The sequence below is a fragment of the Litorisediminicola beolgyonensis genome (assembly GCF_042679605.1).
In the GTDB taxonomy this organism is placed as follows: domain Bacteria; phylum Pseudomonadota; class Alphaproteobacteria; order Rhodobacterales; family Rhodobacteraceae; genus Litorisediminicola; species Litorisediminicola beolgyonensis.
Genome location: NZ_JBHTMU010000004.1, coordinates 126,766 through 150,147, shown reverse-complemented (window position 1 = coordinate 150,147; position 23,382 = coordinate 126,766). Strand labels below are relative to the sequence as shown.

Annotated in this window: 25 protein-coding genes; 11 read left to right on the top strand and 14 right to left on the bottom strand. The window is 68.3% G+C overall.

Annotation, left to right across the window (positions count from 1 at the left end):
• The 3 genes from ACFQ4E_RS04005 to ACFQ4E_RS03995 form a co-directional block, all read right to left on the bottom strand.
• A partial coding sequence (locus ACFQ4E_RS04005; RefSeq protein ID WP_386801633.1) for a biotin/lipoyl-containing protein occupies nucleotides 1-299 on the bottom strand: 299 nt, incomplete at its 3' end.
• Nucleotides 292-1,281 carry a pyruvate dehydrogenase (acetyl-transferring) E1 component subunit alpha gene (gene pdhA, locus ACFQ4E_RS04000; protein ID WP_386801631.1) on the bottom strand — a complete coding sequence of 330 codons (990 nt, stop codon included), beginning with the start codon at nucleotides 1,279-1,281 and terminating at the stop codon, nucleotides 292-294. The genes pdhA and ACFQ4E_RS04005, both read right to left, overlap by 8 nt.
• A 115-nt stretch (nucleotides 1,282-1,396) precedes the next feature.
• Nucleotides 1,397-2,770 carry an L-serine ammonia-lyase gene (locus tag ACFQ4E_RS03995; RefSeq protein WP_386801630.1) on the bottom strand — a complete coding sequence of 458 codons (1,374 nt, stop codon included), beginning with the start codon at nucleotides 2,768-2,770 and terminating at the stop codon, nucleotides 1,397-1,399.
• 281 nt (nucleotides 2,771-3,051) lie between these two features.
• Between ACFQ4E_RS03995 and ACFQ4E_RS03990 the strand changes: the two genes are divergently transcribed.
• The 8 genes from ACFQ4E_RS03990 (at nucleotide 3,052) to ACFQ4E_RS03955 (ending at nucleotide 10,875) form a co-directional block, all read left to right on the top strand.
• Nucleotides 3,052-3,660 (top strand): Hint domain-containing protein, encoded by a 609-nt coding sequence (locus ACFQ4E_RS03990; RefSeq protein ID WP_386801629.1) that lies wholly within the window; start codon nucleotides 3,052-3,054, stop codon nucleotides 3,658-3,660.
• A 78-nt stretch (nucleotides 3,661-3,738) separates the two neighbouring features.
• Complete coding sequence (gene rpiA, locus ACFQ4E_RS03985) at nucleotides 3,739-4,527, top strand: ribose-5-phosphate isomerase RpiA (protein WP_386801628.1); 789 nt, start codon at nucleotides 3,739-3,741, stop codon at nucleotides 4,525-4,527.
• 11 nt (nucleotides 4,528-4,538) lie between these two features.
• Nucleotides 4,539-5,027 (top strand): T6SS immunity protein Tdi1 domain-containing protein, encoded by a 489-nt coding sequence (locus ACFQ4E_RS03980; RefSeq protein WP_386801627.1) that lies wholly within the window; start codon nucleotides 4,539-4,541, stop codon nucleotides 5,025-5,027.
• Nucleotides 5,028-5,134: 107 nt separating this feature from the next.
• Nucleotides 5,135-6,640, top strand: a complete 1,506-nt coding sequence (locus ACFQ4E_RS03975) for an FAD-dependent oxidoreductase (RefSeq protein ID WP_386801625.1) — start codon at nucleotides 5,135-5,137, stop codon at nucleotides 6,638-6,640.
• Nucleotides 6,641-6,702: 62 nt separating this feature from the next.
• A complete protein-coding gene (gene hflK, locus ACFQ4E_RS03970; RefSeq protein WP_386801624.1) occupies nucleotides 6,703-7,860 on the top strand; it encodes an FtsH protease activity modulator HflK in 1,158 nt (385 codons plus the stop codon).
• A complete protein-coding gene (gene hflC / locus ACFQ4E_RS03965; protein ID WP_386801623.1) occupies nucleotides 7,860-8,939 on the top strand; it encodes a protease modulator HflC in 1,080 nt (359 codons plus the stop codon). Before hflK ends, hflC begins: the two co-directional genes overlap by 1 nt.
• A 4-nt stretch (nucleotides 8,940-8,943) precedes the next feature.
• Nucleotides 8,944-9,141 (top strand): DUF2065 domain-containing protein, encoded by a 198-nt coding sequence (locus tag ACFQ4E_RS03960; protein ID WP_386801622.1) that lies wholly within the window; start codon nucleotides 8,944-8,946, stop codon nucleotides 9,139-9,141.
• A 291-nt stretch (nucleotides 9,142-9,432) separates the two neighbouring features.
• Entirely contained in the window at nucleotides 9,433-10,875 is a 1,443-nt protein-coding gene (locus tag ACFQ4E_RS03955) for a DegQ family serine endoprotease (RefSeq protein ID WP_386801638.1), read from the top strand.
• An 81-nt stretch (nucleotides 10,876-10,956) separates the two neighbouring features.
• Here the strand turns inward: ACFQ4E_RS03955 and ACFQ4E_RS03950 are convergent, their stop codons facing one another.
• From ACFQ4E_RS03950 to ACFQ4E_RS03935, 4 genes are all read right to left on the bottom strand, one after another.
• Nucleotides 10,957-11,367 carry a VOC family protein gene (locus tag ACFQ4E_RS03950; protein WP_386801621.1) on the bottom strand — a complete coding sequence of 137 codons (411 nt, stop codon included), beginning with the start codon at nucleotides 11,365-11,367 and terminating at the stop codon, nucleotides 10,957-10,959.
• A gap of 82 nt (nucleotides 11,368-11,449) precedes the next feature.
• Nucleotides 11,450-12,064: a glutathione S-transferase family protein gene (locus ACFQ4E_RS03945; protein WP_386801620.1), complete on the bottom strand. Its 615-nt coding sequence runs from the start codon at nucleotides 12,062-12,064 to the stop codon at nucleotides 11,450-11,452.
• A gap of 25 nt (nucleotides 12,065-12,089) precedes the next feature.
• Nucleotides 12,090-12,599 carry a peptidoglycan-binding domain-containing protein gene (locus tag ACFQ4E_RS03940; RefSeq protein ID WP_386801619.1) on the bottom strand — a complete coding sequence of 170 codons (510 nt, stop codon included), beginning with the start codon at nucleotides 12,597-12,599 and terminating at the stop codon, nucleotides 12,090-12,092.
• 39 nt (nucleotides 12,600-12,638) lie between these two features.
• Nucleotides 12,639-13,058 carry an OB-fold nucleic acid binding domain-containing protein gene (locus ACFQ4E_RS03935; protein WP_386801618.1) on the bottom strand — a complete coding sequence of 140 codons (420 nt, stop codon included), beginning with the start codon at nucleotides 13,056-13,058 and terminating at the stop codon, nucleotides 12,639-12,641.
• A 165-nt stretch (nucleotides 13,059-13,223) separates the two neighbouring features.
• Between ACFQ4E_RS03935 and ACFQ4E_RS03930 the strand changes: the two genes are divergently transcribed.
• Entirely contained in the window at nucleotides 13,224-13,547 is a 324-nt protein-coding gene (locus ACFQ4E_RS03930; protein WP_386801617.1) for a 2Fe-2S iron-sulfur cluster-binding protein, read from the top strand.
• The gene (locus ACFQ4E_RS03925) at nucleotides 13,547-14,293 is read left to right on the top strand and encodes an FG-GAP repeat domain-containing protein (RefSeq protein ID WP_386801616.1); all 747 of its coding nucleotides are present in this window, start codon (nucleotides 13,547-13,549) and stop codon (nucleotides 14,291-14,293) included. The genes ACFQ4E_RS03930 and ACFQ4E_RS03925 overlap by 1 nt, the downstream gene beginning before the upstream one ends.
• A gap of 222 nt (nucleotides 14,294-14,515) precedes the next feature.
• Here ACFQ4E_RS03925 and ACFQ4E_RS03920 read toward each other — a convergent pair whose 3' ends face one another.
• On the bottom strand, nucleotides 14,516-15,145 hold the full coding sequence (locus tag ACFQ4E_RS03920) for a ribonuclease T2 family protein (RefSeq protein WP_386801615.1): 630 nt from the start codon (nucleotides 15,143-15,145) through the stop codon (nucleotides 14,516-14,518).
• A 140-nt stretch (nucleotides 15,146-15,285) separates the two neighbouring features.
• Between ACFQ4E_RS03920 and ACFQ4E_RS03915 the strand changes: the two genes are divergently transcribed.
• Complete coding sequence (locus tag ACFQ4E_RS03915) at nucleotides 15,286-16,056, top strand: DUF1013 domain-containing protein (RefSeq protein WP_386801614.1); 771 nt, start codon at nucleotides 15,286-15,288, stop codon at nucleotides 16,054-16,056.
• Nucleotides 16,057-16,195: 139 nt separating this feature from the next.
• Here ACFQ4E_RS03915 and ACFQ4E_RS03910 read toward each other — a convergent pair whose 3' ends face one another.
• The 6 genes from ACFQ4E_RS03910 to ACFQ4E_RS03885 form a co-directional block, all read right to left on the bottom strand.
• Nucleotides 16,196-16,564, bottom strand: a complete 369-nt coding sequence (locus ACFQ4E_RS03910) for a DUF805 domain-containing protein (RefSeq protein WP_386801613.1) — start codon at nucleotides 16,562-16,564, stop codon at nucleotides 16,196-16,198.
• 87 nt (nucleotides 16,565-16,651) lie between these two features.
• Complete coding sequence (gene recR / locus ACFQ4E_RS03905) at nucleotides 16,652-17,245, bottom strand: recombination mediator RecR (RefSeq protein WP_386801612.1); 594 nt, start codon at nucleotides 17,243-17,245, stop codon at nucleotides 16,652-16,654.
• Nucleotides 17,246-17,252: 7 nt separating this feature from the next.
• Nucleotides 17,253-17,597: a YbaB/EbfC family nucleoid-associated protein gene (locus ACFQ4E_RS03900; protein WP_386801611.1), complete on the bottom strand. Its 345-nt coding sequence runs from the start codon at nucleotides 17,595-17,597 to the stop codon at nucleotides 17,253-17,255.
• A gap of 166 nt (nucleotides 17,598-17,763) precedes the next feature.
• Nucleotides 17,764-19,527 carry a DNA polymerase III subunit gamma/tau gene (locus tag ACFQ4E_RS03895; RefSeq protein ID WP_386801610.1) on the bottom strand — a complete coding sequence of 588 codons (1,764 nt, stop codon included), beginning with the start codon at nucleotides 19,525-19,527 and terminating at the stop codon, nucleotides 17,764-17,766.
• 166 nt (nucleotides 19,528-19,693) lie between these two features.
• Entirely contained in the window at nucleotides 19,694-22,696 is a 3,003-nt protein-coding gene (ileS, locus tag ACFQ4E_RS03890) for an isoleucine--tRNA ligase (RefSeq protein ID WP_386801609.1), read from the bottom strand.
• Nucleotides 22,697-22,899: 203 nt separating this feature from the next.
• Nucleotides 22,900-23,223 carry a CBU_0592 family membrane protein gene (locus ACFQ4E_RS03885; RefSeq protein WP_386801608.1) on the bottom strand — a complete coding sequence of 108 codons (324 nt, stop codon included), beginning with the start codon at nucleotides 23,221-23,223 and terminating at the stop codon, nucleotides 22,900-22,902.
• Nucleotides 23,224-23,382: the final 159 nt, after the last annotated feature.

Genomic DNA, 23,382 nt, shown 5'->3' with positions numbered 1-23,382 from the left:
GGGGCGGCGGGCCGGGGCTCCGAGCGGTCGGCGGAGGGCGTGCGCGCGGCGGCACCGCTGCCCAGCTCGGCGATGGGGGTATCGACCTTGATGCCGGAGGTGCCGGCCGCGACGAGCAGCGCGCCGATCACGCCGCCTTCCTCGGTCTCGAACTCAAGCGTCGCCTTGTCGGTCTCGATCTCGGCGATCACGTCGCCGGCCTCGACGCGGTCGCCTTCGCGGACGAGCCAGCGGGCGAGGCGGCCTTCTTCCATGCCGGGGCTGAGCGCGGGCATGCGGATCTGGGCGGGCTCAGACATGCGCGTAGACCCCGTCGTGAAGCGCGTCCGAGGCCGGTTCGGCGGCCCCGCGCGCATGTTCGGCGGCGGCCGAGACCTCGGCCTTGATCTCCTTGTCGACCGCCTTGAGATCGTCCTCGCTCATGCCCTCGTCGCGCAGGAGCATCTGGCGGACCTGTTCGATCGGATCGCGCTCGGCGCGCATCCGGTGCAGCTCGTCGCGGGTGCGGTACTTGGCCGGGTCGGCCATCGAGTGGCCCCGGTAGCGATAGGTCTTGGCCTCGATCACCCGCGGGCCCTTGCCCGCGCGGATGTCGAGCACGAAGCGCTCGGCGGTCTCCTTCATCGCCAGCACGTCCATGCCGTCGGCCTCGGCGCCCTCGATTCCGTAGGCATGGGCGCGGTCGATGAGGCGGGTGCCCTTGGGGGCGGCGCGCTGGCCCGGCTCGGCCTTGTTGTTCTCGATCACGAAGAGGACCGGCAGCTGCCAGCGCGCGGCCATCAGGTAGGTCTCGGCGACCTGGCCCTGATCGGCGGCTGCATCGCCGAAATAACAGGTCACGATCTTGTTGGTCTTGAGCGTCTTCTCGGCCAGCGCCAGGCCCGCGCCGATGGGCACCTGCGCGCCGACGATGCCGTGGCCGCCGAAGAAGCCGTGCTCGGGCGAGAACATGTGCATCGAGCCGCCGCGCCCGCGCGAATAGCCGTCCTCGCGTCCGAGCATCTCGGCCATGATGCGCTTGGGGTCCATGCCCGCCATCAGCATGTGGCCGTGGCAGCGATAGGAGGTGAGCCGCTTGTCGCCGTCGCGCAGGCAGGCCTCGATCCCGGTCACCACCGCTTCCTGGCCGATATAGAGATGGCAGAACCCGCCGATCAGGCCCATGCCGTAAAGCTGTCCGGCCTTCTCCTCGAAGCGGCGGATGCGCAGCATGTCACGGTAAAATCCCATGAGTTCGGTCGCGCGGGCGCCGTCCTCGTCCTCGACGTCGAGCGCCGCCATGCCGAACCCTCCCAAGGCCGTGGTTCAAAGTTGAACCGTAGGAGGCGAAATTATATTGCGCGGCCGATCCTGTCAAAGCCGGGATCGTGACTTGCGGCGTTGCACCGCTGGCATATCAGCAGTTGGGCACGTTGACGGCGAGGCCGCCGAGCGAGGTTTCCTTGTATTTCTCGGCCATGTCGGCGCCGACCTGGCGCATGGTCTCGATGCAGGCGTCGAGCGGCACGAGATGCACCCCGTCGCCCCGGAGCGCGAGGCTCGCCGCGGTGACGGCCTTCACCGCGCCCAGGCCATTGCGCTCGATACAGGGCACCTGGACGAGACCGCGGACCGGATCGCAGGTCATGCCCAGATGATGCTCGAGCGCGATCTCGGCGGCGTTCTCGATCTGGGCGGGCGTGCCGCCCATCACCGCGCAGAGACCCGCCGCGGCCATCGCCGAGGCGCTGCCGACCTCGGCCTGGCAGCCGGCCTCGGCGCCCGAGATCGAGGCGTTGTATTTCACCAGCCCGCCGATGGCCGAGGCGGTCAGCAGGAAATCCGGGATGCGGTCGCGGCTCGCGGAGGGGACATGGTCGAGCCAGTAGCGGATCACCGCGGGCACCACGCCCGCCGCGCCGTTGGTGGGCGCGGTCACCACCTGGCCCCCGGCGGCGTTCTCCTCGTTCACCGCCATCGCATAGGCGGCCATCCAGTCGTTGATCATGTGCGGCGCGTCGAGATTGCGGCCGCGCTCGGCCTGCAGCGCGTCGTGGATGGGCTTGGCGCGGCGGCGCACCTTGAGCCCGCCGGGCAGGATGCCGTCGGTCGAAAGACCGCGGTCGATGCAGTCCTCCATCACCTGCCAGATGCGCTTGATCCCGTCGTCGAGCTTGGCCGTGCCGCCGCGCGAGAGCTCGTTGGCGCGTTTCATCTGCGCAACCGATAGACCCGAGGCGGTCGCCATCTCGAGCATCTCGGCGGCGGATTTGAACGGGTAGGGGACCGGTGGGCCGACATCGGTGTCGCGCCCGGCCTCGAGCTCCGCCTCGGTCAGCACGAAGCCGCCTCCGATGGAGTAGTAGGTCTCCTGCAGGAGCGTGTCGCCCTGCGCGTCGGTCGCCCAGAGCCGCATGCCGTTGGCATGTCCCGGAAGCGCGGTGTCATAATCGAAGGCCAGATCGGTCCCGGGGTCGAAGGCGAGCGTGCCAAGGCCGTCGGGCGAGATTGTCCTTCTGTCGCGGATCTCTTCGAGAGCTGCCTCGGCGGCCTCCGCATCGTAGCTTTCGGGCTCGAACCCGGCGAGACCCAGGATCACCGCGCGGTCGGTGGCGTGGCCCGCTCCGGTGAAGGCCAGCGAGCCGTGCAGCGATCCCTTCACACCTGCGAAGCGATGCTCCGAGGCGCGCATCGCGTCGAGAAAGCGCGCCGCCGCGACCATCGGGCCCATCGTGTGCGACGACGACGGCCCGATGCCGATCTTGAACATGTCGAAAACGCTGAGAAACATGCGGGCTCCTTGCGGCACGGGGCAGAGGGCGAGTCGCGCCCTTTCTACCCCCGCGCGCCCGGATCGGCAGGCTGAAAACGACCTTTTCCGATCCGTGAGGGCCACAGCGCACCAGTGGCAAGTCACATGAATATATCCCGATTGTTTCTCACTTTGGCCGCTTTTCCCGGATGTTCTGGCGGGAATAATAAAGAGCAGGACGATCGGCAGCCATGACGTCGCAGGCAACTCTTCCGTCTCACTCGCCGGACACGCGCGCCGGTCCCTCCGCCCTTGGGCCGATGCTGAACCGCGCGCGGATGCTTGCGGCGTCCTTCAGCGCCGATACCGTTCTCGCGACGCCGCAGGGCGCGCGCACTGCCGACAGCCTGAAGCCGGGCGATTATGTCATCACCATGGATAACGGGCCGCGCCGTCTGGCCTGGACGGGCGACGTCGCGCCCGAGCGATGCCGCGGCGTGGCGCCGGTTCGTGTCGAGACGGGCGCGCTCTGCAACGAGACGCCGCTGATACTGGCGCCGGAGCACCATGTGATCGTCCGTGTCGCGGGCGAAGAGCTCTTGCTGCCCATCCGCGCGCTGGTCGGCCAACCGGGAATCGATTTCGCGCCGGGCCGGCACCTGCGCTTTCGTCATCTGCTCTTCGACCGGCACGAGATCGTCTTTGCGCAGGGCGCCGCGGTCGAAAGCCTGCTGCCCTCCGAGCCTGTGATGCGGGCGATGAGCCTGCGCGCCCGGTCCGAGATCATGGATCATCTGCCCGGCCTGACCGGCAAACCCGAATGGAGCGCCGCGCGGCGCCGGATCCGCGTCGGCGCCTGGCGACGGGCAAATCTCGAACTGCGCACGCCGGGTGCCAGATTCGACGACATCCTGCGCGTCGTGGCCTGAGCCCCGGTCATTCTCCCTCGCACTTGCGCTCGCGCGCCCCTATAAGCGCGACCAACGGTATCGTGAGGGAGAGCGCACATGTCCGCAGAGCTGTCACCCATCGACAAGGCCAAGTTCGTCGCCGCCCGCCGGGCGGCGGATTACGTCGAGGACGGGATGCGCGTCGGTCTCGGGACCGGCTCGACCGCCGCCTGGCTGGTGCGCTGCCTGGGCGAGATGGTGCGCGAGGACGGGCTCAAGTTCCGCGGCGTGCCGACCTCGACCCGCACCGCAGAGCTTGCCCGCGAAGTGGGCATCGAGGTGATCAGCCTCGAAGAGGCGAAGTGGCTCGATCTGACCATCGACGGTGCCGACGAGTTCGATGGCGAGCTGAACCTGATCAAGGGCGGCGGCGGCGCGCTGTTGCAGGAGAAGATCGTGGCCACGGCCTCGGACCAGATGATCGTCATCGCCGATGCCGCGAAGGAAGTGCATGCGCTGGGCGCCTTCCCGCTGCCGGTCGAGGTCGTGCCCTTCGGCTGGACCGCGACCCGCGCGCTGGTGGAAGAGACGCTGGTCTCGATGGACGTGATGGGCCGCGAGACGACGCTGCGGATGAACGGCAGCCAGCCCTTCGTGACCGATGAGGGCAATTTCATCCTCGATCTACATCTCGACCGGATCGGCAATCCGCGCCAGCTCGCGATGGTGCTGAACCAGATGCCGGGTGTGGTCGAGAACGGGCTCTTCATCGACATCTGCGACGTGGTTGTGGTGGGGCATGGCGACGGCCGGGTGGAACTGCGCGACATCAACGCCGGAACGGTGACCGAGGACCGGCTGGATTTCGTCGAGAGCGACAACCTCTTCTCCGATCTGGGCGACTGAGCGGGGCGGCGATGGCACGCCAGCTTCCCGACACCGAGCCGCCCGCGCGCGACCCCGACGACGCGACCGTGCTCGCCGCCGTGGCCGAGGCCTGGGAGTGGACCGGGATCGAGCCCGCGCGGCTTCTGGCGCGGAACGCCTTCGGCAATCTCCTGATCGAGGATCGGGTCGGGACGACCTGGCGGATCGTGCCCGAAGAGCTCGCCTGCGAGCCTGTTGCCGACAGTGCGGCCGAGCGCGATGCGCTCCTGTCGGAGCCGGGCTTCGTCGAGGATTGGGAGATGCTGCGGCTCGTGACCGTGGCGATCCACACCCTGGGCGCACCGGCGCCGGGGCGGGTCTTCCATCTCGTCCATCCCGCGCCGCTCGGCGGTGATTACACGCCCGAGAACATGCGGATCGTGCCGCTGCTGGAGCAGATTTCCTTTTCCGGCGAGGTGGCGCTGCAGATCCGCGATCTGCCGGACGGTGCCGAGGTGCGCCTGCGCGTCATCGAGTGAGCCGCTGATCGGGACCCTCGCGGCCCGGAAAAACCCGCCCGCGCTCTGGCCAAGCCCCATGGGCTGTGGAATACCGTCCGGCGGGATCAGCCGCGGGAGCAGACGGGATGAGCGACAGCGACTTCGACTACGATCTTTTCGTGATCGGCGGCGGCTCGGGGGGCGTGCGCGCGGCCCGTGTCGCGGCGGGCGAGGCGGGCGCGAAGGTCGCCCTGGCCGAGGAAAGCCGCTACGGCGGCACCTGCGTGATCCGGGGCTGCGTGCCCAAGAAGATCATGGTCTTCGCCTCCGAATACGGCGCGGTCTGCGAGACCGCCAAGGGCTATGGCTGGTCGCTCACCAATGACGGCTTCGACTGGGAGACCTTCTCGGACCATCTGCGGGGCGAGCTCGACCGGCTGGAAAACGTCTATCGCAAGCTTCTGAGCGACGCGGGCGTCGAGACCTTCGATTGCCGCGCCACCATCGCGGGTCCGCATTCCGTCAAGCTCGACAACGGCGAGACCAAGACCGCCAAGCATATTCTGGTGGCGACCGGCGGCCATCCGGTCCGCCCCGAGATGGCCAATGCCGATCTCGGCATGGTCTCGGACGACGTCTTCAAGATGGAGAAGCTGCCGCGCTCGATCCTGATCGTCGGCGGCGGTTACATCGCCTGCGAGTTCGCCTGCATCCTCGCCGGTCTCGGCGTCGAGGTGACCCAGTATTACCGCGGCGCGCAGATCCTGCGCGGCTTCGACGAGGAGGCGCGGGGGCTCATCGCCGAGGCGATGCGCGAGCGCGGGATCGACCTGCACACCGGGTCGAACATCGTCGAGATGCGCTGCGCCGAGCCCTCCGAGATCGGCCGCGACGCGCCGCCCATGGGCGCGCCCGCGGGCGACGAGGGCGAGGTCACCGGCGATACCGGCATGTCCTCGACGGTCAGCGATGCGGCCGCGCAGGACGACCGCGCCGACGATGCCCGCGACGGGCCGATCTGGGTGAAGGCCACCAATGGCCGCGAGCAGGTCTTCGACGCGGTGCTCTTCGCGACCGGCCGCAAGCCCTCGACCCAAGGCATGGGGCTCGAGGAGGTCGGCGTGACGCTCGGGCGGAACGGCCAGATCGAGGTCGACGAGTACAGCCAGACCAAGGTGCCCTCGATCTACGCCATCGGCGACGTGACCGACCGGGTGAACCTGACGCCGGTGGCGATCCGCGAGGGCATGGCCTTTGTCGAGACGGTGTTCAAGGGCAACCCGACGCCCATCGACCACGAGCTGATCCCCTCGGCCGTCTTCACCCAGCCCGAGCTCGGCACCGTCGGCATGAGCGAAGAGGACGCCCGCGACCAGGAGGAGATCGAGGTCTACTGCACCTCGTTCCGCCCGATGCAGACGGCCTTCATCCATCGCCCCGACCGGGTGCTGATGAAGCTCATCGTCTCCAAGGAGACGCGCCGCGTCCTGGGGTGTCACATCGTCGCGCCGAACGCGGGCGAGATGATCCAGCTCGCGGGCATCGCGGTGAAGATGGGCGCGACGAAAGAGGATTTCGACCGGACCTGCGCGGTGCATCCGACCATGTCCGAAGAGATCGTGACCATGCGCAAACCCGTGCGCAGCGCTTGAATATCACAGTTTGTTCCCCAAGTTTTTCGGGGACGGAACAGGACCAGTCGAGGTAAGCATTAATGGCAGGCAACAACGGCGGCCCTTGGGGCGGCGGTGGACAGGGTGGCGGCGGTGATCGCGGCCCGGACGGCCCGCGCGGCGGTGGCCGCGGACCCGAGGGCGGCAATGGCAACCAGATCCCCGAAATCGACGAGCTTGTGCGCAAGGGCCAGGAGCGCCTGCGCGTCCTGATGGGCGGTCGCGGTGGCGGCGGATCGACCGGTGGCGCAGGCGGCGGGGGCGGGCCCTCCTTCAACCGCACCACGCTGGTGATCGGAGCCGTTGCGGCGCTGGGCGTCTGGGCGTTCTCCAGCTTCTACACGGTGCGCCCCGAAGAGCAGTCGGTGGAACTCTTCCTCGGCGAATACAGCTCGACCGGCGAGCCCGGTCTGAACTTCGCGCCCTGGCCGCTCGTGACCTACGAAGTGGTCAACGTGACCTCGGAGCGGACCGAGAATATCGGCGACCGGCGCGGTCAGAACGGCGACGGGCTGATGCTGACCACGGATGCCAATATCGTCGATATCGACTTCCAGGTGGTCTGGAACATCAAGGATCCGGCGAAGCTTCTCTTCAACATCCGCGACCCGCAGCTGACCGTGCAGGCGGTGTCGGAAAGCGTGATGCGCGAGATTATCGCGGCGTCGAACCTCGCACCGATCCTCAACCGGGACCGGGGCCTGATCGCCGATACCGCGCTCCAGAACATCCAGGAGACGCTCGACGATTACGATTCCGGCATCAATGTCGTCCGGGTCAACCTCGACCGGGCCGATCCGCCCGCCGAGGTGATCGACGCCTTCCGCGAAGTGCAGGCCGCCGAGCAGGAGCGCGACCGTCTCCAGCGCCAGGCCGACGCCTATGCCAACCGCGTCCTCGCCGAGGCGCGCGGCTCCGCGGCGCAGACGCTCGAACAGGCCGAAGGCTACCGCGCGCAGGTGGTGAACGAGGCCATCGGTGAGGCCTCGCGCTTCATCTCGGTCGCGCAGGAGTTCAACCAGGCGCCCGACGTGACCCAGCGCCGCCTCTATCTCGAGACCATCGAGCGCACACTCGGCGAGATCGACAAGATCGTGCTCGACCAGGCCGGTGCCGGCGGGCAGGGCGTGCTGCCCTATCTGCCGCTCAATGAACTGAACCGCGGCCGGACCGCCGCTCCGACGCAGGGAGGCAACTGATGTCCCGTCTGAATGCTCTCCTCATTGCCGTGGTCGTTGCCATCGTCGTGGTGGCCTCGGCGGTGTTCATTGTCGACGAGCGCGAAAAGGCGCTGGTCCTGCAGTTCGGCCAGATCAAGCAGGTGGTCGAGGAGCCGGGCCTCGGCTTCAAGGTGCCACTGATCCAGGAGGTCGTGAAATATGACGACAGGATCCTGTCGCTCGACACCGAGACCATCGAGGTCACCCCGTCCGACGATCGCCGCCTCGTCGTGGACGCCTTCGCGCGCTACCGCATCGCCGATGTGGTGCAGTTCCGCCAGGCCGTGGGCGTGGGCGGCATCCGCGCCGCCGAGGACCGCCTGAGCTCGATCCTGAACGCGCAGATCCGCGAGGTCCTGGGTGCCGATCAGGTGACCTCGGACACGATCCTCTCGGACGCGCGCCGCGATCTTGCGCTGCGAATCCGCGAACAGGCCCGCAACGAGGCCAACAGCCTCGGCATCCAGATCGTCGACGTGCGGCTGAAGCAGACCAACCTGCCGCAGCAGAACCTCGATGCGACCTTCGCCCGGATGCGGGCCGAGCGCGAGCGCGAGGCCGCCGACGAGATCGCCCGCGGCAACGAGGCGGCGCAGCGCGTGCGCGCGGCTGCCGACCGGACCGTGGTCGAGACCACCTCGAACGCCAATCGCGAGGCCGAGATCGTCCGCGGTGAGGCCGATGCCGAGCGGAACCGGGTCTTCGCCGAAGCCTATGGCGACAACCCCGAGTTCTTCGCCTTCTACCGCTCGCTCTCGGCGCTCGAGAACTCGCTCCAGCGGGACAACTCGACCCTGGTGATCTCGCCCGACAGCGCTTTTGTCGGACCGCTCTTCGAGGCGATCCGGGCCGAGGGCATCGACGCGGTGAACATCACCGAGACCGATATCGAGCGGCTGCGCGAACTGGCTCCGGCCAGCGAGCTGTCGCCCGATCTTCCCGACACCGCGCGCGAGCAGCTCGAGCGCGACGCCGAGGAGGCCGAGGGCATGCTCGACAGCGAGTTGCCCGCGCCAGAGGACGAGAGCGGCGAGGACGACCCCGCGCCGGTGAACTGAGCCGATGACGCTGTCGCCCGCCGAGATCGTCTTCGTGATGCTCGCAGGCGCGTTGATCCTGGAGGGGCTGGCCTACGGGCTGGCCCCTTCGCTTGTCGAGCGCATGCTCGAAGCGCTGGCAGCGCTGCCCGAAGACGCGCGGCGCACCCTTGGCGCGCTTACCGCGGTGACCGGCCTGATCCTCTTGTGGTTTGCGCTCTGAGACGGATTTCGAAGCGAAATCCGCCAGCCCGGCAGGCCCGGCGGCGCGGCCTCTTCGGGGAAGAGGCCGCGCCGCCTGCCGCTCGTTTTCGGGTCACGAGCAAGTGACAGAAAAAATCGCGCTTTTTGCGCGACGGCAAACACCATATCTTTACGCTAAAGCATCAGAACCGGCCGCGATGCGTTTTCGCAGGCCGCGCGACAACAGGAGTATGATTTGACCCAGCTGGTGAGCCGACCTGCCCCTCGTACCGCCCCGAGACACCAGACCAGTGCCGCCGCCCGCGTGCCGATGACCGCGCTGCGCGCGGTCTGGGTCGCGACGCTCGCGCTCTTTCTCCTGGGCCTCACCGCCATCGCAAGCCAGGCGCGGGGCGCGCCGGAAAGCTTCGCCGACCTGGCCGAGGAGATCAGCGATGCGGTGGTGAACATCACCACCTCCACGATGGTCGAAGGACGCACCGGCCCCGAGGGCATGGTGCCCGAAGGCTCGCCCTTCGAGGATTTCTTCCGCGAGTTCCGCGACCGCAACGGCGAGGGCAACCGCCCGCGCCGCTCCTCGGCGCTGGGCTCGGGCTTCGTGATCTCGGAAGACGGCTACATCGTCACCAACAACCACGTCATCGACGGCGCCGACGAGGTCACGATCGAGTTCTTCTCGGGCTCCGAGCTCGACGCCAAGGTGGTGGGCACCGACCCCAACACCGACATCGCGCTTCTGAAGGTCGAAGCCGACACGCCCTTGCCCTTCGTCAGCTTCGGCGACAGCGACCTCGCGCGCGTCGGCGACTGGGTCATGGCGATGGGCAACCCGCTCGGGCAGGGTTTCTCGGTCTCGGCGGGCATCGTCTCGGCGCGGAACCGGGCGCTCTCGGGCAGCTATGACGACTACATCCAGACCGACGCCGCCATCAACCGCGGTAACTCGGGCGGCCCGCTCTTCAACATGGATGGCGAGGTGATCGGCGTGAACACCGCGATCCTGTCGCCGACCGGCGGCTCGATCGGCATCGGCTTCTCGATGGCCTCGAACGTGGTGATCCGCGTGGTCGACCAGCTCAAGGAGTTCGGCGAGACCCGGCGCGGCTGGCTCGGCGTGCGCATCCAGGACGTCACCGAGGACGTGGCCGAGGCGATGGGGCTCGAAGCGGCGCGCGGCGCGCTCGTGACCGACGTGCCGGACGGTCCGGCAAAGGATGCAGGCATGCTCGCGGGCGACGTGATCCTGAATTTCGACGGCAAGGAGGTCGAGGATACCCGCGGCCTCGTCCGGCAGGTCGGCAATACCGAGGTCGGCAAATCGGTGCGCGTGGTGGTCAACCGCGAGGGCGCGACGGAGACGCTGAAGGTCACGCTCGGCCGCCGGGAAGACGCCGAGAGCGCCGAGACCGACACCGAGGAAACGCCCGAGGCCGAGGAGCCGCCCGCGGCGGCCGAGATCCTCGGGCTGACGCTGTCGCCGCTGACCGCGGAGCTGCGCGAGGAGTTCAACCTCTCCGACAGCGCCAAGGGGCTGATGGTCACCGATGTCGACGAGACCTCCGAGGCGTTCGAGAAGGGCTTGCGCGCCGGTGACCTGATCACCGAGGCCGGTCAGGCCGAGGTGCTGTCGGTCGAGGATCTCGATGCGCGGATCGACGAGGCGCGCGAGGCGGGGCGGAAGTCGCTCCTGCTGCTCGTCCGCCGCGACGGCGACCCGCGCTTCGTGGCGCTCGGGCTCGACGAAGCCGAATGATCTGACAGGCGGGTCTCTCGCCGATAACGGGGCGCCCCTGTCATGGGGGCGCCCCGTGTCGTTCGGGAGGCGCGATCCGTGTCAGCCGTCGCGGGCCGGATCGTCGGGATGGCTGGAGAAGAGCGCGATCTTGTTGCCCTGCGGATCGCGCAGATAGGCCACGAAGAACCGCGGCCCGTAGGAGGCGCGAAAGCCGGGCTGGCCCTCGTCGGTGCCGCCCGCGCGCAAGGCTGCCGCGTGCAGGGCCCGCACCTGCGCCTGGTCGCGGGCCTCGAAGGCGACCATCGTCCCGTTGCCGGGCGCGGCCCCGCGCCCGTCGAAGGGCGGTTTGACGTAGAAATCCGGCAGGCCGCGTTCCTCGGCCCCGGGCAGGGTGTAGCTCAGCCCCTCGGGGCCTTCGCTGACGGCGTAGCCCAAGGCAGGCAGCACCACGTCATAGAAGCGTCGGGCGCGGGCGATGTCATCGGCGCCGACCGTCACATAGGCGATCATCGGGTCCGGTCCTCGGGGCGGGCCGGTCGGGTGACGAGGCCCCGCGCGGTCGGCGCGGCCTCGGTGGATGTGGCGCGCGGGGTCAGCAAAAGCCCGCCGCGCGGACGGCCTGCACCGAGGGGCGGGCCTCCATCGTCTCGTGGAAGTGGGCGAGCTTGGGATAGGCTGTGATGTCGACGCCATCGCCCGGCAGCCAGCAGGTGATCGCGAAGAGATGGGCGTCGGCGATGCTGAGGCGGTCTCCGAGAACGAAGGGGCCGGTCAGGATATGCGCCTCCACATGGGCCGCGCAGTCGCCCATCGTCTGGGGCACCTTGGCACGCATGTCGGCCAGGCTCTCGTCGCGATCCGCCCAGCGGGTGCCGCGGAGCTTGTGGGCATGGGCGACATGCATCGTGGCGGCGAAATAGTGGAGCGCCTCGCGGATGCGGGCCTGGGCCTCGGCGCCCTCGGGCATGAGGCCCGCCTCGGGGGCGCGGGCGTGGATGTATTCGAGGATCGCGCCGGTCTCGGTCAGCCGCAGTTCGCCGTCGATCAGAAGCGGCACGCGGCCCTTGGGATTGAGCGCGAGGTAATCGGGTCCGCGCTGCTCTGAGGCGCGGAACTCGAGGCGGCGGGCCTCGTAGGGCAGACCTGCCTCTTCGAGCGCGACGGCGGCGGCGACGGCGATGGTGGCGGGGGCGATGTAGAGGATCATTGGGTGTGTCGGGGCGGTCATTCGCTCAGCCTTCGGAGAGGGGGGAGATCACGAGGCCCAGGGCGCGCGCGCTTTCGAGCGACAGCTGCGCGCTGTCGAGACCGCGCGTCGACTGGTAGGCGCGGATCGCGTCGCGGGTGGCGGCGTCGAGCGTGCCGGTGACCGGTCCGCGATAGAGCCCGCGGGCGGCCAGGGCGCGCTGCAGGGTGGCCAGGAACTCGGGCGTGATCTCGGCCGGGCAGGGCGCTTCGAACCGGGTCTCGCCGCGCGGACGCACGACGCGGGGCACGGTGGCGTTGCGGTAGATCGGCGGGCGGATCACGGTGCCGTCGGCGGCGAGCTCGGCCTGCACGACCTGCACCTGGCCCGGCACCTGTTCGTAGACGGCGGGGGTGATCTCGGTGGCGTAGCAGCGCCCGTCGGCGGCGGTCTCGAGCGGCGGCGGGGGCTCGGCGTCTTCGGGCGCGGGACCGGTCTCCGCGCAGGCGGCGGTCAGCGCCAGGAGCGCGGCGGCACGGAACGGGGGGCGGATCATGGCGGCGGCTCGGGCCTCGGGGCGGTTTTGCCGCCGAGCCTAGCCGCTTTCGGCGGGGGCGGGAAGCACTCCGGCAGGATCGCAGAGCCGGTCGAGCATCGCGGAGATGTCCTCGACCTCTTCGGCGATCACATGGGTGACGCCGTGGCTGCGCTGGACCCGGCCGGTGACCCTGAGAAGCCGCCCGGCGATCACCGCGCGCCGGAAGCGTTCGTAGATGGATTTCCAGACGATGATGTTGATCACGCCGGTCTCGTCCTCGAGCGTCAGGAAGATCACCCCCTTGGCGGTGCCGGGACGCTGGCGCAGGATCACCAGCCCGGCGACGGCCACCCGCGCGCCTTCGGGCGGCAGCTCGATCCGCTCGGCGGTGAGGCAGGCGGGCGGGCGCGGCCAGACGGGCCGCGTGTCGCGTTGCGTGGAGAGAGGGGCGCGAGGGGGCGGGCGGAGGATCTGCATGTGAACAAATATAGAACATTTTCGGCGGAGCGCCAAGTCCCGGAATGGGGTCCAGCGGTCATCGAAACACCCGATCGGGGTGATCGGTGCGCTCTGCGCGATCCGGGCTGGAAACGTCCCGCGCGCTTGGATACCACATGCTCCGACACTTTCGAGGAGACGACGATGGCAAAGATCACCTATGTCGAACATGACGGCACCGAGCACGTGGTCGAGGTCGCGAACGGGCTGACCGTGATGGAAGGGGCGCGCGACAACGGCATTCCCGGCATCGAAGCCGATTGCGGCGGCGCCTGCGCCTGTTCGACCTGCCATGTCTATGTCGATCCCGCCTGGGTGGAGAAGCTGCCGCCCAAGGAGGACATGGAAGAGGACATGCTCGATTTCGCCTACGAGCCCGATCCCGCGCGCTCGCGCCTGACCTGCCAGCTGAAGGTCTCGGACGCGCTGGACGGTCTGAAGGTGCAGATGCCCGAAAAGCAGATCTGATGCCTGCCCGGGCGCCGCGTCCCGGGTCCGCTGCGTGGCGGCGTCTTGCCCGCGGCGCGGTGGCGGCGTCGGGCCTGTGGCTGGCGGGCGCGTGCGGCTCGGTCGCGCAGGAGATCGTCGCGGCGCGCTTCGCCGAACCCACGGCGCGCTACGCGCATGGGGTTCTGGGCGATGCGCTCGAATGGGCGGCGCTGGAATGGACGCTCTCGGATGGGCGCAGCCTGCGTGCCGCGCTGCCCGAGACGATGGTCTTCGAGGACCTCGCGCCGCGGCTCTGGGATGTCGATGGCGACGGTCTGTCGGAGATCGTCGTGGTCGAGACGGCGCTCGACCGGGGCGCGCGGCTGGCGGTCTGGGGCGCCTCGGGGCGGATCGCCGCGGGGCCGTTCATCGGTCGCGCGAACCGCTGGCTGGCGCCGGTGGCGGCGGTCGATCTGGACGGGGACGGCCGCATCGAGATCGCGCTTGTCGACCGTCCGCATCTCGCCAAGGAGCTGCAGCTCTGGCGGATCGCGGGCGAGGGGCTGGAGCGGGTCGCCTCCTACGGCGGTGTCTCCAACCACCAGATCGGCTGGGACGTGATCATCGGCGGCGCGCGCGATTGCGGGGACGGGCCGGAACTGGTGCTGGGCTCGGGCGATTGGCTGGAGCTGGTGGCGCTGCGCTTCGACGGGGCGGAGTTCGCGCGGAGCTCCCTCGGGCCGTGGAGCGCGGAGGCGGCGCGTCGGGCGCTGTCCTGCGGGTAGGGGCGGGCGTTCTGGCGAGTGTGAGCGCCTGACGGAGCAGTCTTTCCGATCAAAACGGGCAGGCCGGCAGGCGACGGGATCGCCGCGCCGTCCACCGGACAAAAGGCCGGGAGGCAGGCGCCCCCGCACCTGCGCCCCGGCCAGTCAAGAGCTTCTCCGGTACCGGGACCGCATCGCAGCGGCCCCACATCCCTCTTATCGCGCGGAATGGTTAAGAGCCGGTTAGCGGATGGGATCGAAAAGCGCGTCTTTCAGCGTGCAGTCCCGGACCACATCGGCGCCGCAAGGCACCGGGTCGAGCGATTTCGACAGGCAGAGCCGGACCTCCTGGATGCGGTCCTCGCGGCAGGTCACGGTCAGCATATCCGGCTCGAGCCCGGGATTGGCCTTGAGGAAGGCCTCTTCGACCAGCTTCGCCGGAAGTTTCACGGGTTTCGTCAGACGATCCAGCACCTCGGGCTTGGCGAGCGTGTCATAGGCCTCTTGCGCAAGGTCGTAGTAGCTTTGTGCATCGAGACCCGAGCAGGTGCCGTGCTTCTTCCACTGGTGCCAGGCTAGCCCGGCCGAGCCCATCTCGGGGCCGAGCGCGCGGGTCATCGCGCGCGAGGGCGGGGCGTGGGGTGTGCGGCAATAGGACGGCCAGCCGCGGTGATATTGCGGCCAGAGCCCGTGCAGCACCCAGCCCGCATCGCGCTCGGGCGCGCATTGCTCGGCGCCGCGCGCATCGCCTTCGAGCGCGCACCAATTGGGCGACCAGCTGAGCGACAGCACGTAATAGTCGAACTCGCCCGCAAGCTCGCCTTCGGCCCGCGCCATGCCTGCTGCCAGGACCAGCGCCACGATCCACCGCATTTCCACTTTCCTCCGTCACCTGCAGCGACTATAAGCCCGCCAAGTTTCCCGACAACGGCAACCCGGTCCGGACCTCCCGGATCCTCCCGCGGCCCAGAGCCCGGGGCCGAGGTAGATATTATTCGACGAGGAGAAAGACGATGGCAAAGCTCCTGCATCCCAAGGCGACCGCTGTCTGGCTGGTCGACAACACCACGCTGACCTTCAAGCAGATCGCCGATTTCACCGAGATGCACGAGCTCGAGGTGCAGGGCATCGCCGATGGCGATGTGGCCGCCGGTGTGAAAGGCTTCGACCCCGTGGCCAACAACCAGCTCGAGCAGGGCGAGATCGACAAGGGCGAGAAAGACGTCCTCTACAAGCTCAAGCTCAAGTTCAACCCGGCCGCCCGGGACGAGGAAAAGCGCCGCGGTCCGCGTTACACGCCGCTCTCCAAGCGCCAGGACCGTCCGGCCGCCATCCTGTGGCTGGTGAAGTTCCATCCCGAACTGTCGGACGGCCAGATCGGCAAGCTCGTCGGCACCACCAAGCCGACGATCCAGGCGATCCGCGAGCGCACGCATTGGAACATCGCGAACATCCAGCCCATCGACCCGGTCGCGCTGGGGCTCTGCAAGCAGTCCGAGCTGGACGCGGCGGTGGCCAAGGCCTCGAAGAAGTCCGACGCGGTGATGAACGACGACGAGCGCCGCAAGCTGGTGTCGACCGAGCAATCGCTCGGCATGGATCCCGAACCGCGCCTGCCCTCGGCGATCGAGGGGCTCGAGACCTTCTCGCTCTCCGATCCGCGCGATGACAGCGACGACGAGGATCCGCGCGACGACAAGAACTACGCGGATGCGGATTCGTTCTTCAACCTGCCCGAGGGTGATGATGACGAGGACGATGACAGCGACGATCCGCGCCGCTGATCAACCGCTCCGTCTTCGGACCAGCAGGACCCGCGCCCCGGCGCGGGTTCTTTCGTTTCGGGCATCTTAGGGTGGCTGCGGTTGGTCCCTTGGCGGGCGCAGTCCCGTCGCGACCGGTGCCGGTCCGTGAGAGGCGCGCCTAGCGCGGCGCGTCGCCATAGGCGTTCGGCCCGGGCTCGCCCTTCTGGATGTAGAACCAGATCAGCACCAGCGTCCCGATCACCGGGATCAAGCAGAGCAGGAGCCACCAGCCGGATCGGCCGGTATCGTGCAGCCTCCGCGCCCCGATGGCGATGTTGGGCAGGATCAGGGCAAGCGCGACGAGGAAGGAGATCGGCTCGCCGGCCTCCGGGGCCCAGCCGAAGACCAGCCCGTCGATGACGTTGGTGATCACGATGATCAGGAAGACGGCCAGCACGTACCACCAGAAGGTGGCGCGGTCCGTGCGGCTTGCGAAACTGGCGTAGTGGCTCAGCCCGTGCTGAAAGGCATTGGTCAGGGACGTCATCGTAACGGCTCCAATTCATTCGCGAGAATGGCATGGAGCCTAGGCGCTCGGGCGCGCCGCCGCACGTGCTTTTCCGCGTTGGGCCGGTCAGATCGCCTTGCGGGCGTTCAGCGCCGCGGTGATCGTGCCGTCGTCGAGGTAATCGAGCTCGCCGCCAATGGGCACGCCCTGGGCCAGCGAGGTGAGCGTCACCTGGCCTTCGAGGAGATCGGCGATGTAATGCGCCGTGGTCTGCCCGTCGATGGTGGCGTTGAGCGCGAGGATGACCTCGGTGATCTCCTCGGAGGGCACCCGGTCGCGAAGCCGCGGCAGGCCCAGCTCTTCGGGGCCGATATTGTCGAGCGCCGAGAGCGTGCCGCCCAGCACGTGGTAGCGGCCCTTGAAGACGCCCGCGCGTTCCATCGCCCAGAGATCGGCCACGTCCTCGACGACGCAGAGAATGCCGTTGGACCGGCGCTCGTCGGCGCAGATGGCGCAGATGTCCGAGGTGCCGATATTGCCGCAGTTGAGGCATTCCCGCGCGGTGGCGGCGACGGTGGCCATGAGCTCCGAGAGCGGGTTGAGGATCAGCCCGCGCTTGCGGATCATGTGCAGGACCGCGCGACGCGCCGAGCGGGGGCCGAGGCCCGGAAGCCGGGCCATCAGCTCGATCAGCGCGTCGATGTCGGACCGCTCGGACACTGCCGGGTCAGAAGGGCAGGTTCATGTCCGCGGGCAGGCCCATGCTCTCGGCGAGCTTCGAGACCTCCTGCTTGGAGCGCTCCTGCGCCTTGAGCTGGGCGTCCTTGATCGCGGCCAGGATCAGGTCCTCGACGACCTCCTTGTCGTCGCCGTTGAAGATCGAGGGGTCGATGTCGAGCGTCTTCAGCTCGCCCTTGGCGGTGCAGGTGGCCTTCACCAAGCCCGCGCCGGCCTCGCCCTCGACGATGATCGCATGCATGTCTTCCTGGAGCTGCGCCATCTTGGTCTGCATCTCCTGCGCGGCCTTCATCATCTTGGCCATGTCGCCAAGCCCGCCTAGTCCCTTGAGCATCTCGTCTCTCCTGTCATCTCTTTCCTCTGAGATACGGGGGCGCGGGCGGTGGAACAAGGGCTGCCGGGTTCCGAACCGGAACCCGCGCGATTTCCGGTTCGGAAATCGGCGCCGGTGGGGGCCGAGCGCTTCACCAGGTGCCGGCGCGCGCGTGTTGGCGCGCCGCTCACTCCTCCTCGAACGGGTCCCACTCGTCCTCGACCTCGGGCAGGGCCTCGGCCTGGGCGTCGCGGGCCTCGTCCTCGGCGCTAGTGATCTTCTCGATCTTGGCACTCGGGAAGGCCAGGAGCGCGGCCTTCACCAGCGGATGCGCCTCGGCCTCGCCGCGCAGCGCAAGCGCGGCGGCGTCGCGGCGCTCGGTGATCGTGGTGGTCTCGGCACCGTTGACCAGGATGACCGCCCAGCGGTTGCCGGTCCAGCGCTGGAGCGCCGCGCCGAGACGCTGGGCAAGATCGGCGGGCGCGCCCTCGGCGGGCGTGAACTCGATCCGGCCGGGCTGGTAGGCGGCGAGACGGACACCGCCTTCGACCTCGACCAGGAGCTTGACGTCGCGATTGGCGCGGATGAGTTCGATCACGTGCTCGAAGGTCGGGTAGCGCCCCAGCGCGGTCTCGGCCGCGCGCGCGGGCGCGAGGCTGGCCGAGGGGCCCGAGGGACCGGAATGGGTCGCCTGGGGCATGCCGCGCGCCTCGGTCATGGAGGTCGCGCCACCGCCTTGCGCCAGCCCGCCGCCGGGACCGCCCGGGCCCGGGGCGGGGGGAGGCGTTTCCTGCAATTTCCGCAAGAGCTCCTCGGGCGAGGGCAGTTCGGAGACATGCGTCATCCGGATCACCGCCATCTCGGCGGCCATCATCGCGTTCGGCGCCTGCGCCACCTCGTCGAGCGCCTTCAGGAGCATCTGCCAGAGCCGCGTCAGCGGGCGCATGCCGAGTTCCTGCGCGAAGGCCTGTCCGCGGGCGCGCTCGTCGGGCGAGATCGTCGGATCCTCGGCGGCATCGGGCGTGATCTTCACCACGCTGATCCAATGGGTGATCTCGGCGAGATCGCGCAGCACCGCCAGCGGATCGGCGCCATCGGCATATTGTGCGGAGAGCTCGGTCAGGGCGCCCGCGGCATCGCCGCGCATGATCTTCTCGAAGAGGTCGAGCACCCGCCCGCGATCGGCGAGGCCGAGCATGGCGCGCACCTGCTCGGCCCCGGTCTCGCCCGCACCGTGGCTGATCGCCTGGTCGAGAAGCGAGGTCGCGTCGCGGGCCGAGCCCTCGGCGGCGCGGGTGATGAGCGCCAATGCGTCATCGGTGATCTCGGCGCCCTCGGCCCCGGCGATGCGGCGCAGGAGCGCGATCATCACCTCGGGCTCGATTCGGCGCAGGTCGAAGCGCTGGCAGCGCGAGAGCACGGTGACCGGCACCTTGCGGATCTCGGTGGTGGCGAAGATGAACTTCACATGCTCGGGCGGTTCCTCGAGCGTCTTCAGGAGCGCGTTGAAGGCCGAGGTGCTGAGCATGTGCACCTCGTCGATGATGTAGATCTTGTAGCGCGCCGAGGCGGCGCGGTAGCGCACGCTGTCGATGATCTCGCGGATATCGTTGACGGATGTGTTCGAGGCCGCGTCCATCTCGAGCACGTCGACATGGCGGCCTTCCATGATCGCGCGGCAGGGCTCGCACACGCCGCAGGGATCGGTGGTCGGGCCGCCCTGGCCGTCGGGACCGATGCAGTTCAGGCCCTTGGCGATGATCCGGGCGGTGGTGGTCTTCCCAGTGCCGCGGATGCCGGTCATGATGAAGGCCTGCGCGATTCGGTCGGCGGCGAAGGCGTTTTTCAGCGTGCGCACCATCGCGTCCTGGCCGACGAGATCGGCAAAGGTTTCGGGGCGGTATTTCCGCGCCAGGACCTGGTAGGGCTTGGGGCTGTCGTGCTCGCTCATGACCGCGATGCTCCCGCGTCTCGGGGTGTATGTCCAGAGCGCGCCGCCACCAGAATTTTAGGTAAAATTCTGGTGACCCGCGAGACGCGCGGTCTGGCCGTGTGAGAAGGACCAGGATCAGCCACCGCCAGAATTTTAGGTAAAATTCTGGCGGCAGGTCCGTGCATCAGTCGAGCGCCGCGTCGCAGCGGGCGCAGGTTTCGGGATGCGCATGCGTGCCGACATCGGGCAGGATCTTCCAGCAGCGCTGGCATTTCTCGCCCGCGGCCTTGGCGAAGGCCACCGCGACGCCCTCGACCTCGGGCATCCGGAAGGCGTCCTCCGGGGCCGGATCGCCGGTCAGGGTCACGGCCGACGTGATGCAGAGATCGTCGAAGGCCACGCTCTCGAGCGCCGCGCGGGTCTCGGGATCGGTGACGTAGACGATGGGCGCGGCCTCGAGGCTCGCCCCGATCACCTTGTCGGCGCGCTGCACCTCGAGCGCCGCCGTCACGACACGGCGGGCCCGGCGGACGCGGGCCCATTTCGCAGCGAGCGCGTCGTCGCGCCACTCGGCCGGTGTCTCGGGCAGGTCCTGGAGATGCACCGAGCTCGTCTCGCCCGGGAACCGCTCCAGCCAGACCTCTTCCATGGTGAAGACGAGGATCGGCGCGAGCCAGGTGGTCAGGCGGTGGAACAGGATGTCCATGACCGTCCGGGCCGCCCGGCGGCGCGGGGTATCGCCATCGCAGTAGAGCGCATCCTTGCGGATGTCGAAATAGAAGGCCGAGAGCTCCACCGTCGCGAAGTCGAAGAGCGCGCGGAAGACGCCCTGGAAATCGAACTCCGCATAGCCCTTGCGCACGCGTTCATCGAGCTCGGCCAGACGGTGCAGCACCCAGCGTTCGAGCTCGGGCATGTCGGCGGGCTCGACGCGGTCGTCCTCGGAGAAATGGCCCACGGCGCCCAGGAGGAATCGCATGGTGTTGCGCAGGCGGCGGTAGCTGTCGGCGGTGCCCTTCAGGATCTCCGGGCCGATGCGCTGGTCGGCGGTATAGTCGGTCTGCGCCACCCAGAGCCGCAGGATGTCGGCGCCGTATTGCTTGACGACGTCCTCGGGCGCGACGGTATTGCCGAGCGATTTGGACATCTTGTTGCCCTTCTCGTCCAGCGTGAAGCCATGCGTGACCACGTTGCGGTAAGGCGCGCGGCCCATCGTGCCGCAGGCCTGCAGCATCGAGGAGTGGAACCAGCCGCGATGCTGGTCTGTGCCCTCCATGTAAACATCGGCGATGCCGTCGGCGGTGCCGTCCTCGCGGTCGCGCAGGACGAAGGCATGGGTCGAGCCGCTGTCGAACCAGACGTCGAGAATGTCGAAGACCTGGTCCCACTCGGCGGGATCGTAGTCGTTACCGAGGAACCGCTCCTTGGCGCCGGGCTTGTACCAGGCGTCCGCGCCCTCGGCCTCGAAGGCTTCGAGGATGCGGGCGTTGACCGCGTCGTCCTTGAGCAGGAAATCGGGATCGGTCGGCAGCGCGCCGGCCTTGGTGAAGCAGGTCAGCGGCACGCCCCAGGCGCGCTGGCGCGAGAGCACCCAGTCGGGACGGCTCTCGATCATCGAGTACAGCCGGTTCCGGCCCGTGCGCGGCCACCACTGGACGAGCTGGTCGATGGAGGTCAGCGCCCGCTCGCGGATGGTGGTGCCGTAGGTGTCCTGGCCGTCACCGACTGTGCGGTCGATGGCGGCGAACCATTGCGGCGTGTTGCGGTAGATCACCGGCGCCTTCGAGCGCCAGCTATGCGGGTAGGAGTGCTTGATCTTGCCGCGCGCGAGAAGGCCTCCGACCTCGACGAGCTTGTCGATCACGGCCTTGTTCGCGGTGCCCTCGGCGCCCTTGCGCGACAGGATGAAATGACCTCCGAAGAAGGGCAGGTCGGCGCGGAAGGAGCCGTCATCCATCACGTTGTAGGTGATGACCTGATCGAGCATGCCGAGATCGCGGTAGAGCTCGTATTCCTCCATGCCGTGGCTCGGGGCGCAATGGACAAAGCCGGTGCCCTCGTCGTCGGTGACGAAATCGGCGGCGCGGAAATCGCGCAGATCGTCCCATTCGCCGTTCGAGCCTTCGGCGCCGCGCAGCGGATGGGCGAGCTTCATGCCGGAAAGCTGTGCCTGCGAGACATCGCCGACGCGGGCCCACTGATCGTCGGAAAGGCGTGCCTTGGCAAAGGTTTGCGCGGCGAGGTTGTCGGCGAGGATGAAGCGCTCGCCGGGCTCGGCCCAGCATTCCTCGGGCGTGTCGGTGACCTCGTAGAGGCCGTAGGAGATGGTCTCTCCGTAAACCACGGCCTTGTTCGACGGGATGGTCCAAGGGGTGGTCGTCCAGATGACGACCTTGGCGCCCTGCAGACGCGCCGCGGCCTCCGCCTGCGCCTCGGCCAGCGCCTCGCGCTCCTCGTCACCGGCCTCTTCGTCCGAGACGTCGAGATCGGGCAACGCGAACTCGGCCACCTTGAACTTCACCCAGATCGTGAAGCTTTCCTTGTCGTGATACTCGACCTCGGCCTCGGCCAGCGCGGTCTTCTCGATCGGCGACCACATCACCGGCTTCGAGCCCTGGTAGAGCGTGCCAGTCATCAGGAATTTCTGGAACTCCTCCGCGATGATCCGCTCGGCGCGGTAATCCATCGTCAGGTAGGGGCGGTCCCAGCAGCCGGTGATGCCCAAGCGCTTGAACTCCTCGCGCTGGATGTCGATCCAGCCCTCGGCGAAGCGGCGGCATTCCTGGCGGAAATCGACGGTGTCGACCTTGTCCTTGTCGAGACCCTTCTTGCGATACTGCTCTTCGATCTTCCACTCGATGGGCAGGCCGTGGCAGTCCCAGCCGGGGATATAGCGCGCGTCATGGCCCATCATCTGGTGCGAGCGCACGATGATGTCCTTGATCGTCTTGTTGAGCGCGTGGCCGATATGCAGATGCCCGTTGGCATAGGGAGGGCCGTCATGGAGCGTGAAGGGCGGCCGCTCTCCCGCGGTCTCGCGCAGGCGGTCGTAGATGCCGATCTCCGCCCAGCGGGCAAGCCATTCGGGCTCGCGCTTGGGCAGGCCCGCGCGCATCGGGAAATCGGTCTTGGGCAGGTTCAGGGTGTCTTTGTAGTCGGGCGTGTCGGTCACGGTCTCGGCGCACATGGGGCTGCGTCCTCGGTCAAAGTCGATCTGGGCAGGGTCGGTCTGGATACGTGTCGGCGCGAAGGGTCGGACGCCTGAAATCCCGGCGCAGCAGGTGCTTACGCCGGGCAGCTAATTCGGATGAGGATCGCGAATGCCGGGGTCATGATCCGCCTTATAGGCCTGCCCGCGGTCATGGTCCAGAGCGGGACGCGTGGCCGCGCCTATCGCTCGATTGTGGCGGTTCCAGAGATGGGCGGCACGGGCCTCGGGCGGCCCCGGCGGCGGTCGCGGATCCGGATCGAGACGGCGAGCGACCCGGCGGCGATCCAGAAGCTCTGGATAAGCGCCGAGGCGAGGTTGAAGCTTTGCGTCAGGCTGACGAGGACGCAGATCGCCGCCATCGTGTTCAGGACGAAATAGGGGATGCACTCGCTGCTCAGGATGCGGAGCGACAGGCAGATGTAGTTGCAGGCATAGAGCGAGACGCCGACCAGCCCCACGGCCTCGCAGATCAGCGGCAGGTCAAGTTCGGTAAGGACGATCATTCTGAAAACTCCCAGGCGCAGGTGCGCCGGACCGGCGCGCTTGGGAAAACCGATACTGACGCAGCGTGATGCGGGCGTTTCTGTTGCGTCAGAACCTCGGTCGACGCGGCAATCGTTCGGGGCCGTCTTTGTCGGCAGGGATTGGCCGATCTTTTCGTG

What these genes read in the sequence shown, in the direction of transcription:
- pdhA (WP_386801631.1), bottom strand. Translation starts at nt 1,281, where the DNA reads ATGGCGGCGCTCGACGTCGAGGACGAGGACGGCGCCCGCGCGACCGAA.
- ACFQ4E_RS03995 (WP_386801630.1), bottom strand. Translation starts at nt 2,770, where the DNA reads ATGTTTCTCAGCGTTTTCGACATGTTCAAGATCGGCATCGGGCCGTCG.
- ACFQ4E_RS03990 (WP_386801629.1), top strand. Translation starts at nt 3,052, where the DNA reads ATGCTGAACCGCGCGCGGATGCTTGCGGCGTCCTTCAGCGCCGATACC.
- rpiA (WP_386801628.1), top strand. Translation starts at nt 3,739, where the DNA reads ATGTCCGCAGAGCTGTCACCCATCGACAAGGCCAAGTTCGTCGCCGCC.
- ACFQ4E_RS03980 (WP_386801627.1), top strand. Translation starts at nt 4,539, where the DNA reads ATGGCACGCCAGCTTCCCGACACCGAGCCGCCCGCGCGCGACCCCGAC.
- ACFQ4E_RS03975 (WP_386801625.1), top strand. Translation starts at nt 5,135, where the DNA reads ATGAGCGACAGCGACTTCGACTACGATCTTTTCGTGATCGGCGGCGGC.
- hflK (WP_386801624.1), top strand. Translation starts at nt 6,703, where the DNA reads ATGGCAGGCAACAACGGCGGCCCTTGGGGCGGCGGTGGACAGGGTGGC.
- hflC (WP_386801623.1), top strand. Translation starts at nt 7,860, where the DNA reads ATGTCCCGTCTGAATGCTCTCCTCATTGCCGTGGTCGTTGCCATCGTC.
- ACFQ4E_RS03960 (WP_386801622.1), top strand. Translation starts at nt 8,944, where the DNA reads ATGACGCTGTCGCCCGCCGAGATCGTCTTCGTGATGCTCGCAGGCGCG.
- ACFQ4E_RS03955 (WP_386801638.1), top strand. Translation starts at nt 9,433, where the DNA reads ATGACCGCGCTGCGCGCGGTCTGGGTCGCGACGCTCGCGCTCTTTCTC.
- ACFQ4E_RS03950 (WP_386801621.1), bottom strand. Translation starts at nt 11,367, where the DNA reads ATGATCGCCTATGTGACGGTCGGCGCCGATGACATCGCCCGCGCCCGA.
- ACFQ4E_RS03945 (WP_386801620.1), bottom strand. Translation starts at nt 12,064, where the DNA reads ATGATCCTCTACATCGCCCCCGCCACCATCGCCGTCGCCGCCGCCGTC.
- ACFQ4E_RS03940 (WP_386801619.1), bottom strand. Translation starts at nt 12,599, where the DNA reads ATGATCCGCCCCCCGTTCCGTGCCGCCGCGCTCCTGGCGCTGACCGCC.
- ACFQ4E_RS03935 (WP_386801618.1), bottom strand. Translation starts at nt 13,058, where the DNA reads ATGCAGATCCTCCGCCCGCCCCCTCGCGCCCCTCTCTCCACGCAACGC.
- ACFQ4E_RS03930 (WP_386801617.1), top strand. Translation starts at nt 13,224, where the DNA reads ATGGCAAAGATCACCTATGTCGAACATGACGGCACCGAGCACGTGGTC.
- ACFQ4E_RS03925 (WP_386801616.1), top strand. Translation starts at nt 13,547, where the DNA reads ATGCCTGCCCGGGCGCCGCGTCCCGGGTCCGCTGCGTGGCGGCGTCTT.
- ACFQ4E_RS03920 (WP_386801615.1), bottom strand. Translation starts at nt 15,145, where the DNA reads ATGCGGTGGATCGTGGCGCTGGTCCTGGCAGCAGGCATGGCGCGGGCC.
- ACFQ4E_RS03915 (WP_386801614.1), top strand. Translation starts at nt 15,286, where the DNA reads ATGGCAAAGCTCCTGCATCCCAAGGCGACCGCTGTCTGGCTGGTCGAC.
- ACFQ4E_RS03910 (WP_386801613.1), bottom strand. Translation starts at nt 16,564, where the DNA reads ATGACGTCCCTGACCAATGCCTTTCAGCACGGGCTGAGCCACTACGCC.
- ACFQ4E_RS03900 (WP_386801611.1), bottom strand. Translation starts at nt 17,597, where the DNA reads ATGCTCAAGGGACTAGGCGGGCTTGGCGACATGGCCAAGATGATGAAG.
- ACFQ4E_RS03895 (WP_386801610.1), bottom strand. Translation starts at nt 19,527, where the DNA reads ATGAGCGAGCACGACAGCCCCAAGCCCTACCAGGTCCTGGCGCGGAAA.
- ileS (WP_386801609.1), bottom strand. Translation starts at nt 22,696, where the DNA reads ATGTGCGCCGAGACCGTGACCGACACGCCCGACTACAAAGACACCCTG.
- ACFQ4E_RS03885 (WP_386801608.1), bottom strand. Translation starts at nt 23,223, where the DNA reads ATGATCGTCCTTACCGAACTTGACCTGCCGCTGATCTGCGAGGCCGTG.